Raw genomic sequence first — 13336 nt, 5'->3', positions numbered from 1 at the left:
TATAAGGTTCGTATTCGAACTAATTTGGCGGCAAGGGCCGCGCGGAATCACCGGATAGGGGAGGTTGGCCATGGGCGAGTGGCACAAGAGCGGATGCGTGCTCTGCGCGCAGAACTGCGGCCTGGAGATGCTGGTGGAGGATGGCCGCCTGAGCAAGGTGCGGCCGGACAAGGACAACCCCCGCTCCAAGGGCTATGCCTGCCGCAAGGGGCTCAGGGTCATCCACCACCAATACCCGCCGGGCCGCCTGACCCAGCCCCTCAAGCGGGTGGACGGCGAGTTGAGGCCCATCTCCTGGGAGCAGGCCACCAAAGAGATCGCGGCCAAGCTCAAGGCGCTGGTGGGCGATTACGGCCCCCGCTGCCTGGCCTACATGGGCGGCGGCGCGCCCGGGGGCAACTTCGAGGCCGCCTTCGGGATTCGCCTGCTGCGCGGCCTGGGCTCGCAATACTATTACTCCTCCACCGGGCAGGAGTTCAGCGGCCACTGGTGGGTGCACGGCCGCATGCTGGGCCGGCAGTACAACGTGACCAAGAGCGACGAGGAGCGCAGCGAGATGCTCCTGGCCTGGGGCTGGAACGGCATGATGAGCCACCAGATGCCCCGCGCCCGCAAGGTGCTCAGCCAGATGGCCAAGGACCCGGAGCGCATCCTGGTGGCGGTGGACCCCCGCAAGAGCGAGACCGCGGCCATCGCCAACATTCACCTGGCTCTCCGGCCGGGCAGCGACGCCCTGCTGCTCAAGGCCATGCTCGCCCTGATGCTGGAGCACGGCTGGGAGGACGCCGACTACCTGGCCCGGCACGCGGAAGGCTGGGACCAGGTGCGGCCCTGGTTCGAGGGCTTCGACGCGCGCGCGGCCCTGGAGGTCTGCGGCCTGGACTACGACCAGGTGCTGGAGCTGTGCCGCCTGCTGGGCGCCAAGCGCTGGAGCGTGCACCCGGACCTGGGGCTCTACATGGGCCGCCGGAGCACCCTGACCTCGTACCTGCTCATGCTGCTCTGCGCGGCGGGCGGCACCATCTGCCGCTCCGGGGGCAACCTGGTGCCCGGCACCATCATGCCCCTGGGCTTCCACGCCGACGAGCGCAACCCCAAGGTATGGCGCACCGTGGCCAGCAACCTGCCTCCGGCGGCGGCGGGCAGCTTCCCCCCGGCGGCCATGCCCGAGGAGATCACCAGCGGCCTGCCCGAGCGCCTGCGCGCGGTGCTGGTCAGCGCCTGCAACCCCCTGCGCTCCTACCCGGACACCAAGGCCTATGAGCGTGCCTTTGGCGAGCTGGAGCTGTTGGTGGTCAACGACATCGTGCTCAGCGAGACCGCCCGCCTGGCCCACTACGTGCTGCCCTGCCGCAGCTTTTTCGAGTCCTGGGACGGCACCTTCTTTTCCAACAACTATCCCGAGGTCTACTTCCAGATGCGGCGGCCCTTGGTCGACCCGCCGGGGGAGTGCAAGGAGGCGGCCCAGATCCATTGCCTGCTGGCCAAGGAGCTGGGCCTGGCGCCCGAGGTTCCCGAGAGCCTACGGCAGGCGGCCAAGGGCAACCGCCTGGCCTTCGGCATGCAGCTCATGCAGTGGGCCGCGGACAAGCCCAAAGTCAAGGCCATGCTGCCCTTTGTGCTGGCCGAGACCCTGGGTGGGGAGTGGGACAGCGCGGCCCTGGCCGGGCTGTGGGGCATGCTCATGACCGCGCCTCAGAGCTTCGCGGCCAATGCGGCGCGGGCTGGTTTCGCGCCCGGCCCGGACCAGGGCGACCGGGTCTTCCAGGCCATATTGGACCACCCCGAGGGGCTGTGGATCGGCCGGGCCGACCCGGCCGAGGCCTGGCAAGACGTGCGCACCGAATCGGGCAAGCTGGAGTTGTTCATCCCCGAGCTGGCCGAGGAGGCCGAGGCCCTTTCGCCCCAGGCCGAGGCCAAGGCCCTGGCCCCGGACCCGGCCTTCCCCCTAATCCTCAACGCGGGGCGGCACATGGACTACAACGCCAACACCATGATGCGCGACCCGGCCTGGAACGCGGGCAAGCGGGCCTGCACCGTGGCCCTGAGCCCCGAGGACGCGGCCTCCCTGGGCCTGAGCGACGGGCAGCAAGTCAAGGTGAGCACCGCGGCGGGCAGCCAAAGCGGCGAGCTGGAGGTGAGCCAAGCGGTGCGGCCGGGCATGGTGCTCATCCCCCACGGCTTCGGCCTGATCAACGGCGAGGAGGTCTACGGCTTCAACGTGAACTACCTCACTTCGGCGGCCAACCGCGACCCCATCGGCACCCCCCTGCATCGTTACGTGCCCTGCAAGGTGGAGGCGGCCTAGAGCGCGCCCAAAAAAAACGCCCCGCCGGCGCGGAACCGGCGGGGCGTTGCGATTTTTTGCTTGGCGTTGGCGGCCTAGAGCGGTCCCACCGCCACCGAGGCGGGCTTGCCGCCGTGGCGGATGATGCGGCCTTCCACCAGGTAGACCACCTCCTCGGCCACGTTGGTGGCCTCGTCGCCGATGCGCTCCAGATGGCGGCTGGCCAGGATGAATTCCACCCCGCGCCGCACCAGGCGGCGCTCCTCGTTCATCCAGCCGATCATCTCCTCCAAAAAGGAGCGGCAGAGCTGGTCCAGCTCGTCGTCGCGGACCAGGACCCGCTCGGCCTTGGCCACGTCCTCCTCCACGAAGGAGTCCAGGCAGTCCTTGCTCATCTCGCGGGCGATGGTGCTCATGGACATGATGGTGCCGGGCGTGGGCACCGGGTCCAGCTCGGCCAGGGCCATGGCCCGCTGGGCCAGGTTGACCGCCTGGTCGCCCATGCGCTCCAGGAAGCTGGCGATCTTGGTGACCGCCGAGAGGAACCTCAGGTCCACCGCCACCGGCTGCTGGGTGGCCAGCAGGTTGATGCAGCGTTCTTCGATCTCGTTCTGCATCAGGTCGATGCGCCGGTCCCCCTGAATCACCGATTTGGCCAACTCCACGTCGCGGGCGTCCAGGGCCCGGGTGGCGCTGTGCACGGCCTGTTCGGCCCGTCCGGCCATCTTCAGGAGGTCTTCCTTGACCTCCTGCATCCGGCGGTGGAAATGCGATAACCCTTCCATGAATTATTCCTTGCGCAAGCTGGTTGGCCTAGCCGAATCGGCCGGTGATGTAATGTTCGGTCTGCTCTTTTTGGGGGCGGGTGAAGATGCTTTCGGTGTCGCTCATTTCCACCAGCTTGCCCATGTAGAAGAATGCGGTTTCGTCGCTGACCCGGGCAGCCTGCTGCATGTTATGGGTAACGATTATTACAGTATAGCGTACCTTAAGTTCCTTAACCAACTCCTCGATGCGGCTGGTGGCGATGGGGTCCAGGGCGCTGGTGGGCTCGTCCATGAGGAGCACTTCCGGCTCCATGGCGATGGCCCGGGCGATGCAAAGGCGCTGCTGTTGGCCGCCGGAAAGCCCCAAGGCCGACTGGTGTAAAATGTCCTTGACCTCATCCCACAGGGCGGCTGATTTCAGCGAGTGCTCCACCAAACCGTCCAGCTTTTTGTGGTCCTTGACCCCGTGCAAGCGGGGGCCGTAAGCCACGTTGTTGTAGATGGTCTTGGGGAAGGGGTTGGGCTTTTGGAAAACCATGCCCACCCGCCGCCGCACGTCCACCGGGTCCACGTCCGGGCCGTAGAGGTCGATCCCGTCCATGAGCACCGAGCCCTCCACCCGGGTGCCGGGGATCAGGTCGTTCATGCGGTTCAACAGACGCAGGTAGGTGCTCTTGCCGCAGCCCGAGGGGCCGATCAGCGCGGTCACCTGTCCCCGCTTGATGTTCATCTCCACGTCGGCCAGGGCCTTGAAGTCGCCGTAATAGAAGTTGAGGCCCGACACCTCGATAATGGGGCGCTCCGGGCTGAGGCCGGCCTGGGCCGCCGTGGCGGTTGCACTTACCATTTCTTGGTCTTTCTCATTTTGGTGCGGATGATGATGGCCACCAGGCTCAGGCCCAGCACCAGGGTGATGAGCACCAGCACCGTGCCGTACTGCAAGGGCCGGGTGGCCTCGATGTGGGTGCCGGCGGTGGCCAAAACGTAGATGTGATAAGGCAGGGCCATCACCTCGTCCAGGGGCGAGCGGGGCAGGCCGATGGTGTAGAAGGTGGCCGCGGTGAACATGATGGGCGCGGTCTCGCCGGCGGCGCGGCCGATGCCCAGGATGGAGCCGGTGAGGATGCCGGGCAGGGCGGCCGGCAACACCACCTTGCGTATGGTCTGCCAGCGGGTGGCGCCCAGGCCCAGGGAGGCCTCGCGGAAGGTGGCCGGCACCTGCCGAAGCGCCTCTTCCGAGGCCCCGATCACCGTGGGCAATATGAGCAGGCCCAGGGTCAGGGAGCCGGCCGCGATGGACACGCCCAGCCCGAAATAGCCCACGAACAACGCCAGGCCGAACAGGCCGAAGACCACCGAGGGCACGCCCGCCAGGTTCTGGATGCCCAGGCGCACGATCTTGAGGGCCTTGCCGTCGGTGGCGTATTCGCTCAGGTATATGGCCGCCGCCACGCCCAGGGGCAGGGCCACCAGGATGGCCCCGACGGTGAGGTAGAGGGTGCCCATGATGGCCGGGAAGATGCCGCCCTCGGTCATGGAGTTCTGGGGCGACTCGGTGAGGAAGGTCCAGCTGATGGCCCCGGCCCCGTGGATGAGCACGTAGAGCAGGATGCCCCCCAGGGCGCCCAGCACGATGAGCATGGTCAGGCGGAACAGGCCGAAGACCAGGTTCTGGCGCAGGCGGCGCATGGGCAGGGAGTTGGTGCTCAGGCTGTCGGTGCTCATAAGGTGGCCGCTCCCTTCTGCTGGAAGCGGTTGGATATGTAGGCCGCCACCAGGTTGAAGCCCAGGGTGAGCAGGAAGAGCACGATGCCGATGGCGAACAGGGCGTGGTAGTGCTCGGAGCCGAAAGGCGTCTCGCCCATTTCCGCGGCGATGGTCGCGGGCAGGGGGCGCACCGAATCGAAGATGGATCCCGGAATCTGGGCCGCGCCGCCGGCCACCATCAAGACCACCATGGTCTCGCCCATGGCCCGGCTCATGCCCAGGATCACCGCCGTGCCGATGCCCGAGAGCGCGCCCGGCACCAGGACCCGGCTGAGGGTCTCCAGGCGGGTGGCCCCCAGGGCCAGGGAGGCTTCCTGAAGGTCGCGGGGCACCGAGTGCAGGGCGTCCTCGCTGATGGAAGCGATGGTGGGGATGGCCATGATGGCCAGCATCATCGAGGCGTTGAATACGTTGAGTCCGGTGGGAATGTCCCACCATTCCTGCATGAGCGGAGCTATCACCACCATGCCCACGAAGCCCAAGACCACCGAGGGCAGCCCGGCCAACAGCTCCACCGCGGGCTTGAGTATCTCGCGGGTGCGGTTGCCGGCCACCTCGCCCAGATACAGGGCCGCGCCCACGCCCAGGGGAACCGCCAGCAGCGAAGACAGGGCTGTCACGGCCACCGAGCCGGCGATCAAGGGCAGGATGCCGAAATCAGGCGGGTCGTAGGTGGGATACCAGAACTCGCCGAACAGGAAGTCCTTGATGCTGACCTCGCTGAACAGCCCCAGGCCTTCCTTGAATAAAAACAGCACGATGAGGGCCATGACGATGACCGAGAAGAACCCGGCCAACACAAAGAAGCGCCGGATCCAGACCTCGCGCTGGGTGCTGGACATGCCCTTTTTCTTTCCCAGGGAAAGGGCCGTGGCGTTGTCGGCGCGCAGGGTCTGGGCTTGGGGAAATTGCATCATTATCAACAACTCGCAATTGAGTAGTTCTAGTTGCAACTAAGGTAGTGCGAGGATGTTCCCGGGAGGTGACTGGAAGGTTACAACTTGGTGACAAAAAATGGCCCGGGGCGGGGTGCCCCGGGCCTGATCAGCCGGTTCCGGCCCACTTGGGCCGGAGGCGCGTGACGGCTGCTAGAACTTGAAGATGGTGTTCACGAAGATGGTCTGAGAGGGGTTGCTGGCCCCGGGGATGGATTCGTCCTCGGGCTCGGTGTTGTAGTAGGTGACCACCAGCTTGCCGTACTTCCACATCTTGTACTGGCCCTCGACCTGCCAACCCTTGCGGTTCACGTACCCGGAGTCGCTGTCGGCGATGAAGCCCGGGGTGGCGTTGGCCTCCACGTTCTTGTAGAGCACCTCGAACTTGAACTTGTCGTAGGTGACAAAGGCGGCCGCGCCGTAGCCCTGGTCCTTGCTCTGGTAGGGGCCCTCGGAGTCCTGGTTCTTGAGCCACTGGCCCCACAGGCCCACCGAGCCCTTCTTGCTGAACTTGAAGGCGCCCTTGGCGTAGACATCCACCACCGCGTAGTTGGTGGTGCGCTCGGAGCCGCCCTCCACGTAGGTGGGGGTGCCGTGCAGGTTGGGCGGCAGCTTGCCGTTGTCGCCCAAGTTGCCCCACGAGGTGTAACCCGCCGCGCCGGTGAAGTCGAAGGCGCCGAGCTTGCCCTTGGCGCCCGCTTGCAGGGCCGGGGCCAGCACGTTGTCGCCGAACTCGCCGTCCTCGGACACGGTCATGTAGGTGGCGGTGACAAAGGGCCGGACGTTGCCGTCCTTGTTGAAGGTGAAGTTGAGGAACGCGCCCTCGGGCACCACGTCGCTATCCCAGATGATCTTGGAGGTGACCAGGGGGTTGGGCACCTTGCCGAAGCTGAAGGTGGCCATCCTCTGGGGCATGAAGCTGGGGGTGTACTTCACATAGGCCTGGTCGAGGCCCCAGTTGCTGAACTCGCCGAAGTAGCCGCCCATGGTCTGGTTGGTGCTGGTGGGGTCGGTGTCGCTGCCGGTGGCCATGCGGAAGCCGACCTCCACGTCCTGGTGGATCTGGCTGCGGGCCCCGAAGCGCAGGCGAATCCGGAAGCGGTCCTTGCCGTCCTTGGACTTGCCGTTGAGATCGTCGTAATTGGTGTGCTCATAGCGGAAGCGAACGTCGCCGAACAGGGTGATGCGCTCCACCCAGGCGGGCAGCTTGCTCTGGGCCGCCGCTTCCACCGCTTGCTGTTGCTGCTGCTGCTGGGTGCTCTGCACCTGCTTCAGCTGTTCTTTCATGCTCTGGAGCTGCTGCTCCATGGCCTTGATCTTGGCTTCCAAATCGGACGGCGTGGCCGCCGAGGCCATGGGAGCCACCCATAGGCTCAACGCCGCCAGCAAGGCCAGAAATAGACCTGCTTTTCTCATTGCTCCTCTCCTCCTACTTGCCTGCTTCCAGATGTAGTTTAAAACGCTCGGGGAAACCAGGTCAATGTAACCGGCACGTAACAGTTGTGTGCAACTATTCACATGCTATTGTTAATTCTGCCTCAGATCGCAACATAGGTCAAGAGGCAAGAGAAGGGGCAGGGAAAGGGCGATGGGCCAAAGAGAAGGCCCGGGGCTTGACGCCCCGGGCCCGGGTCCGAGGGCAACCGCGGCCAGGTAGGATGGAGCCGCGGTCGCAGGTGGGGCTTAGAACTTGAAGATGAAGTCGCAGAAGAAGGTCTGCGAGGCGTTCTTGGCGCCGGGGATGGAATCCTCGATGGGCTCGGTGTTGTAGTAGCTCAGGACCACCTTGCCGTACTTCCACATCTTGTAGGAGGCGCTGGCCACCCAACCCTTGCGGTTGACGTAACCGGAGTCGCTGTCGGCGATGAAGCCGGGAGTCGCGTTGGCTTCGATGTTCTTGTACCACAGCTTGAAGCCGAACTTGGTGTACTTGACGCCCGCGCCCGCGGCCCAGCCGGTGTCCTGGTCCTGCCAGGGGCCGTCGGCGTCCTGGTTGGTCAGGTAGTGGCCCCAGAGGCTCACGGAGCCCTTCTTGCTGAACTTGAACTCGCCCTTGGCGTACAGATCCCACACCGCGAAGTTGCTCATGCGGGTGCCGCCGCCTTCGGTCCAGGTCGGGTTGCCGTTGGTGTACTCGGGCACCTTGTCCACGTTGCCCAGGTCGCCCCAGGAGGTGTAGCTGGTGGCGGCCTTGATCTTGAAGGCGCCGACCTTGCCCTTGACGCCGATCTGGGCCGCCGGAGCCAGCACGTTGTCGCTGAACTCGCCGCTCTGCTCCACGGTCATGTAGGAAGCCAGCACGTAGGGCTGCCAGGAGCCGGCCTTGTTGAAGGTGTACTGCGCGAAGGCACCCTCGGGCACCACGTCGCCGTCCCAGATGGCCTTGGAGGTCATGAAGGGCTGGGGCACCTTACCGAACTCGAACATGAAGCCCTTCTGGGGAACGAAGCTCGGGGTCCACTTGACGTAGGCCCGGTCCAGGCCCCAGGCGCTGTACTCGCCGAAGTAGTTGCCCATGGTCTGGTTGGTGCTGGTGGCGTCGCTGTTGGCCCCGGTCACCATGCGCATACCCAGCTCCACGTCCTCGTGGATCTGGCTGCGCACGCCGAAGCGCAGACGCACCCGGAAGCGGTCCTTGCCGGACTTGGACTTGCCGTTGAGTTCGTCGTAGCTGGTGTGCTCATAACGGAAGCGGGTGTCGCCGTAGAAGGTCATGCGCTCCATCCAGGAGGGGAGCTTGCTCTTGGAGGCAACCTCGACCGCCTGCTGCTGCTGGCTGGTCTGCACCTGCTGGAGTTGGGTCTTCATCTGGTTGAGGGTCTGCTCCATGGCCTGGATCTTGGCCTCGAGCTCGGCCTGGTTGGACGCCATCGCGGGCGCGGCCATCCAGGTGGTGGTGACGAAGGCAGCCGCCAGGGCGATTGTGCCCAGCGCTTTGCTGACTCCTCTCATTAGCCTCTCCTTTCGGTTGGTTAACTTTTCGCCGGAGGCCGCCACAGCTTCCGGCGGGTTTATTGGGCGCCCCCGGCCCGCGAGGGGCCGGAGGCGCTTATGTCCGTGCAGGGGAAAGGGGCGGGACAGGATGCTTACTTGACCGGGACGAAGCCTTCATCCTTGGCGATCTTCTGACCCTCGGGGCCCTTGACGAAAGCCAGGAACTTCTTCACCTCGGGCTTGGGATTAGGGCCGGTGAACATGAACAGCTGACGCGCGATGGGGTAGCTCTTATCCATGGCGGTCTTGGGGCTGGCCATCACGCCGCCCACGGTGAGGCCCTTGAGCTTGGGGTTCAGGTAGCCGATGCCCACGTAGCCGATGGCGTACTTGTTGCCGGAGACCGCCTGGGCCACCGCGCCGTTGGAGGCCTGCAGCTGCGCGTCGGGGCGCACGCGGGTCTTCTTGCCCAGCACCTTCTTGTTCCACACCTCGAAGGTGCCCGAGGAGCTGTCGCGGCTGATCACCACGATGGTCTTGTCCAGGCCGCCCACGTCCTTCCAGTTCTTGACCTTGCCGGCGTAGATGTCCTTGAGCTGGGCCAGGGACAGGTCCTTGACCGGGTTGGCCGGGTTGACCACCGGCACGATGCAGTCCAGGGCCACCACGTTCTTGATCGGGCTGTGGCCCTTTTTCTTGGCCAGGGCGATCTCTTTCTTCTTCATGTCGCGGCTGGCGTCGCCGATGTCGGCGGTGCCATCGATCACGGCCTTGATGCCGTCGCCGCTGCCGGTGCCGGCCACGCTGATGCGCACGCCGGGATTCTGCTTCATGTAGACCTCGGCGGCCTTCTGGGCGATGGGCAGCACGGTGGTGGAGCCGGTGATGCTGATGGTTTCACCGGCCATGGCCGGGGCGGCGCCGAAAGCCAAGGTCGCGACCATGGCCGCGCCACCGATCACTTTGATCAACTTGCCGAGTTTCATCTGAGAATTCCTCCATAACGGATTTAAGTAGCTCTGACCGCGCCCATGCGCGGTTCAACTCTGTTGTCATCTGCCTGGATGTTATGAGAGCTTTGTTACGTGGGCGTGACGCGCCCAAGACGATTTGCCGACAAGCCGGAAGGGCCGCTTGATGGCGGGAAACCTGAAATACGATCCCTTGACGCCTTTTGTTTTCAGCACTTCCCCGGCCGGGCTCTACGCCCGCCAGCGCTGGCTGGGCGGCGACGCGCGCCTGGCGATTGACATGAAGGCAAGGGTGGCCGCGCTGAAAAAGGGCCAGCGCCAGGATGGCTCCTGGGGCGGCTCGCCCCTGGAGAGCCTGCGCCGCCTTTTCGGCCTGCACCTGACCCAGCGGGAGCCGGACCCGGCGGTGGAGCGGGCTTTGGACTGGCTGCTGCCCCGGGTCCTGGCTCCGGAGCAATGCGGCCCCGCCCCCAGCGCGCGGCAGCTAGCGGGCCTGCCCTTCGCGCCCAGCCGGGCCGATGCCCTGTGGCCCCCGGCGGGCCTGTTTCTGGCCGCCATCTTCGGCCGCGGGGAGCGCCCGGAGGTCGTGCGGGGCCTGCAACATATTAATAAGCGGCTCTGGGGCGAGCCGGGCCTGGGCTGGGGCGCGGCGGGCAACCTGCTGCGCGCCCTGGCGGTGCATCTCCGCTTCCAAAGGGGCCGGGGAGCGCGGGCCTTCCTGGCGCGGCTGGCCGGGGCCGATCCATGGCCGCGAAGCCTGCCCTTTCACCAGACCGTGAACGCCCTGGCCCATCTGCCCGGCCGCCAGGCCGTGGCCCTGCTGCGGCCCTGCTGGCCGCGTCTGACGGGGGCCCAGGCGGCGGACGGCTGGTGGGGGCGCACGGACCGCGAGTTCAAGAGCTTTCTGGTGGTGCACGCGCTGAAAAACGCCGGATGGCGGTTTCCGGTCTCCCTCCCTTGACAATCTCCGGCCCCTCTGGACAAATTGGGGCAAACCCCGCGCCGTTGGGCACGGGCCGAGGCTTATAATAAAGACAGCAAGGAAGCGTGAACGTGGAACGGACCCTTATCCTGATCAAACCCGACGCCATCGCCCGGGGCCTGGCCGGCACGGTGCTGGCCCGCTTCGAGGCCAAGGGCCTCAAGATCGCCGGCATGAAGATGATCCAGCTCGACGAGGCCATGCTCAAGGCGCACTACAGCCACCTGGCCGACAAGCCCTTCTTCCCCACCATCTGCGAGTTCATGAGCCGCACCCCGGTGGTGGCCCTGTGCCTGGAAGGCCTGGAGGCGGTGCAGGTGTGCCGCAACCTCTGCGGGGTGACCAACAGCCGCAACGCCGCGCCGGGCACCATCCGGGGCGACCTGGGCATGAGCATGCAGGCCAACCTGGTGCACGCCTCCGACTCGGTGGAGACCGCCCAGGCCGAGGTGGCTCGCTTCTTCTCCGATGACGAGCTGTTCGCCTACGAGCAGCCCCTGATCAAGTATCTCTACGCCTCTGACGAGCGCTAGGCGGAACAGAGGCCATGGCCCCCGAGGACACCCCCACCACCCTGAGCGAAGAAGGCGTCATCCGCCTCATCGCCGCCCTGGCCGGCGAGGGCGGCCGCGACCTGGCCGTGGGTATCGGCGACGATGCCGCCGTCTTGGGCGGGGCTCACAAGGAGCTGGTGGTGACCACCGACCTTTTGGTGGAGGGCTCCCACTTCGACCTGGGCTTCATGGGCCCGGGCGCGGTGGGCTGGCGGGCCATGGCCGCCAACTTGAGCGACCTGGCCGGCATGGGGGCCAAGCCCGCCTGGGCTTTTCTGTCCCTGGGCCTGCCCAAGGGGCCAAAGCCCAGCTTCGTGGAGGAACTGGTGGGGGCCATGACCCAGCTGGGCCGGGAGCACGGCCTGGTGCTGGCCGGCGGCGACACGGTGCGCGCGCCCCAGGTGATCATCAACCTGTGCCTGGTGGGGCGCATGGGGCGGGCCGAGCCCCTGCTGCGCTCCGGCGGGCGCCCGGGCGACGCGGTGTGCGTCACCGGCGGTTTGGGGGGCAGCGCCGCGGGCCTGGCCTGGCTCAAATCCGGGCGCGACCCTGCCGCGCCGGGCCCGGATAAGGCGGTGGCCGCCTTTGAGCGCCCCCTGCCCCGGCTCAGCGCCGGGCGGGCCCTGGCCCAATCGGGGCGGGTGCACGCCATGATGGATTTGAGCGACGGCCTGGCCAGCGACCTGGCCCGTTTGGTTCGGGCCAGCGGCCTGGGGGCCAAGGTGGAGGCCGATCTGCTGCCCCTGCATCCCGGGGCCTTGGCCGTGGCCGAGGAAATCGGCGGCGATCCCCTGGCCTGGGCGCTGAGCGGCGGCGAGGATTTCGAGCTAATGTTCACCTGCGACCCCGGCGAGGTGGGCCTGTTGAGCGCGCTGGTGGCCGAGGCCGCCGGCGGCCTGGTGGTGAGCCGGGTGGGGCGCCTGGGCCCCGGACCGGGGGTGAGCTTGCTGCGCGACGGAGAGGAAAGCGACATCACCATGGGGGGATGGGACCACTTTCGGGAGGACGCCACTTGATCAAATTCTTAGTCCGCGCCTTAGTCCTGGCCCTGCTTCTGGCTCTGCCCTCGGCCGCCCCGGCCGCCCAGAAGTCTCCGGCCGCCCCCTACCACTACATAATTCCCGAGCTGCCCGCCAAGCTGAGCCTCTGCGGCTCGCCGGTGCCCCTGAACCGCCCCCTGGTGGCGAGCTATCTGGACCGCGAGCTGGTTATCGCGGTGCACGACCCCGCCCAGAGCATCATGTGGCTCAAACGGGCGGCGCGCTATTTTCCCTACATCGAAAAGCGCCTGAAGGCGGCCGGGCTGCCCGACGACCTCAAGTACGTGGCCGTGGCCGAGAGCGCCCTGATCCACTACATCCGCTCGCCCGCCGGGGCGGTGGGCTTCTGGCAGTTCATCCCGGCCACCGGGCGGCGCTACGGCCTGCGCATCAACCGCTACTTCGACGACCGGCGCAACCTGGCCCTGGCCACCGGCGCGGCGGTGAAGTACTTCAAGGACCTCTACGCCGAGTTCAACTCCTGGCCCCTGGCCATGGCCGCCTACAACTGCGGCGAGCGCCGGGTGGCCAAGGAGATCAAGGCGCAGGGCACCAAGGACTACTTCGACCTGGCCCTGCCCATGGAGACCCAGCGCTACGTGTACCGCATCCTGGCGGCCAAGCTGGTGATCTCCTCGCCGGAGACCTATGGCTACGCCCTGCCCCGGAGCGCCCTGTACCGGCCGGTGCCCAGCGAGAGCGTGACCCTCAACCTCAAGCGTCCTCTGTACCTGATGTCCCTGGCCAAGGCGGCCCACACCAGCTTTCGCCAACTGCGGGAGCTCAACCCCGAGCTCAAGCGGCGTTATCTGCCCCGGGGCAAGGTGACGGTGCAGGTGCCGCCGGGCCAGGCCGCCGGGCTGACCACCCGCCTGGCCAAGGCCGGGCCGGCGCCTTCGGAAACGGCGGACCACTACGTGGTCAAGCGGGGGGACAACCTGTCGAGCATCGCCCGGCGCCACGGGGTGAGCCTGGGCCAGCTGAGGCAGGCCAACGACCTGGATGACTCCACCATCCAGCCGGGGCAGCGTCTGAAGATTCCGGAGAAATAAGGGCAAAGGGGCCCAAAAGAGGGCGGCGAGGGCATTTGACCCTCGCC

Annotated in this window: 12 protein-coding genes; 5 read left to right on the top strand and 7 right to left on the bottom strand. The window is 66.5% G+C overall.

Annotation, left to right across the window (positions count from 1 at the left end; genetic code table 11):
- Positions 1 to 64 precede the first annotated feature (64 nt).
- Positions 65 to 2308, top strand: a complete 2244-nt coding sequence (locus KQH53_02470) for a molybdopterin-dependent oxidoreductase (protein ID MCB2225514.1) — start codon at positions 65 to 67, stop codon at positions 2306 to 2308.
- Between the two features lie 74 nt (positions 2309 to 2382).
- On the opposite strand, the gene phoU is transcribed toward KQH53_02470, so the two are convergent.
- From phoU to KQH53_02435, 7 genes are all read right to left on the bottom strand, one after another.
- The gene (gene phoU, locus KQH53_02465) at positions 2383 to 3072 is read right to left on the bottom strand and encodes a phosphate signaling complex protein PhoU (GenBank protein MCB2225513.1); all 690 of its coding nucleotides are present in this window, start codon (positions 3070 to 3072) and stop codon (positions 2383 to 2385) included.
- 28 nt (positions 3073 to 3100) lie between these two features.
- Complete coding sequence (locus KQH53_02460) at positions 3101 to 3901, bottom strand: phosphate ABC transporter ATP-binding protein (GenBank protein ID MCB2225512.1); 801 nt, start codon at positions 3899 to 3901, stop codon at positions 3101 to 3103.
- Positions 3895 to 4743: a phosphate ABC transporter permease PstA gene (gene pstA / locus KQH53_02455; protein ID MCB2225511.1), complete on the bottom strand. Its 849-nt coding sequence runs from the start codon at positions 4741 to 4743 to the stop codon at positions 3895 to 3897. The genes KQH53_02460 and pstA overlap by 7 nt, the downstream gene beginning before the upstream one ends.
- Before the next feature lie 32 nt (positions 4744 to 4775).
- On the bottom strand, positions 4776 to 5738 hold the full coding sequence (gene pstC / locus KQH53_02450; GenBank protein ID MCB2225510.1) for a phosphate ABC transporter permease subunit PstC: 963 nt from the start codon (positions 5736 to 5738) through the stop codon (positions 4776 to 4778).
- Between the two features lie 171 nt (positions 5739 to 5909).
- The gene (locus KQH53_02445; GenBank protein ID MCB2225509.1) at positions 5910 to 7172 is read right to left on the bottom strand and encodes a putative porin; all 1263 of its coding nucleotides are present in this window, start codon (positions 7170 to 7172) and stop codon (positions 5910 to 5912) included.
- 267 nt (positions 7173 to 7439) lie between these two features.
- On the bottom strand, positions 7440 to 8708 hold the full coding sequence (locus KQH53_02440) for a putative porin (protein MCB2225508.1): 1269 nt from the start codon (positions 8706 to 8708) through the stop codon (positions 7440 to 7442).
- Between the two features lie 134 nt (positions 8709 to 8842).
- Positions 8843 to 9676, bottom strand: coding sequence for a PstS family phosphate ABC transporter substrate-binding protein (locus tag KQH53_02435; protein MCB2225507.1), 834 nt, complete (start codon positions 9674 to 9676; stop codon positions 8843 to 8845).
- 148 nt (positions 9677 to 9824) lie between these two features.
- Between KQH53_02435 and KQH53_02430 the strand changes: the two genes are divergently transcribed.
- From KQH53_02430 to KQH53_02415, 4 genes are all read left to right on the top strand, one after another.
- Positions 9825 to 10622 carry a hypothetical protein gene (locus KQH53_02430; protein MCB2225506.1) on the top strand — a complete coding sequence of 266 codons (798 nt, stop codon included), beginning with the start codon at positions 9825 to 9827 and terminating at the stop codon, positions 10620 to 10622.
- Positions 10623 to 10714: 92 nt separating this feature from the next.
- Positions 10715 to 11176 (top strand): nucleoside-diphosphate kinase, encoded by a 462-nt coding sequence (gene ndk, locus KQH53_02425; GenBank protein MCB2225505.1) that lies wholly within the window; start codon positions 10715 to 10717, stop codon positions 11174 to 11176.
- 14 nt (positions 11177 to 11190) lie between these two features.
- Complete coding sequence (gene thiL, locus KQH53_02420; protein ID MCB2225504.1) at positions 11191 to 12213, top strand: thiamine-phosphate kinase; 1023 nt, start codon at positions 11191 to 11193, stop codon at positions 12211 to 12213.
- Positions 12210 to 13289 (top strand): transglycosylase SLT domain-containing protein, encoded by a 1080-nt coding sequence (locus KQH53_02415; GenBank protein ID MCB2225503.1) that lies wholly within the window; start codon positions 12210 to 12212, stop codon positions 13287 to 13289. Before thiL ends, KQH53_02415 begins: the two co-directional genes overlap by 4 nt.
- Positions 13290 to 13336 lie beyond the last annotated feature (47 nt).

The sequence above is a fragment of the Desulfarculaceae bacterium genome, from assembly GCA_020444545.1.
Taxonomy (GTDB): domain Bacteria; phylum Desulfobacterota; class Desulfarculia; order Desulfarculales; family Desulfarculaceae; genus Desulfoferula.
Note: the sequence above shows the minus strand (reverse complement) of the source record. Positions and strands in the feature narration are given on the sequence as shown.

What these genes read in the sequence shown, in the direction of transcription:
- pstA (MCB2225511.1), bottom strand. Translation starts at nt 4,743, where the DNA reads ATGCGCCGCCTGCGCCAGAACCTGGTCTTCGGCCTGTTCCGCCTGACC.
- KQH53_02445 (MCB2225509.1), bottom strand. Translation starts at nt 7,172, where the DNA reads ATGAGAAAAGCAGGTCTATTTCTGGCCTTGCTGGCGGCGTTGAGCCTA.
- phoU (MCB2225513.1), bottom strand. Translation starts at nt 3,072, where the DNA reads ATGGAAGGGTTATCGCATTTCCACCGCCGGATGCAGGAGGTCAAGGAA.
- KQH53_02460 (MCB2225512.1), bottom strand. Translation starts at nt 3,901, where the DNA reads ATGGTAAGTGCAACCGCCACGGCGGCCCAGGCCGGCCTCAGCCCGGAG.
- thiL (MCB2225504.1), top strand. Translation starts at nt 11,191, where the DNA reads ATGGCCCCCGAGGACACCCCCACCACCCTGAGCGAAGAAGGCGTCATC.
- pstC (MCB2225510.1), bottom strand. Translation starts at nt 5,738, where the DNA reads ATGATGCAATTTCCCCAAGCCCAGACCCTGCGCGCCGACAACGCCACG.
- KQH53_02435 (MCB2225507.1), bottom strand. Translation starts at nt 9,676, where the DNA reads ATGAAACTCGGCAAGTTGATCAAAGTGATCGGTGGCGCGGCCATGGTC.
- KQH53_02440 (MCB2225508.1), bottom strand. Translation starts at nt 8,708, where the DNA reads ATGAGAGGAGTCAGCAAAGCGCTGGGCACAATCGCCCTGGCGGCTGCC.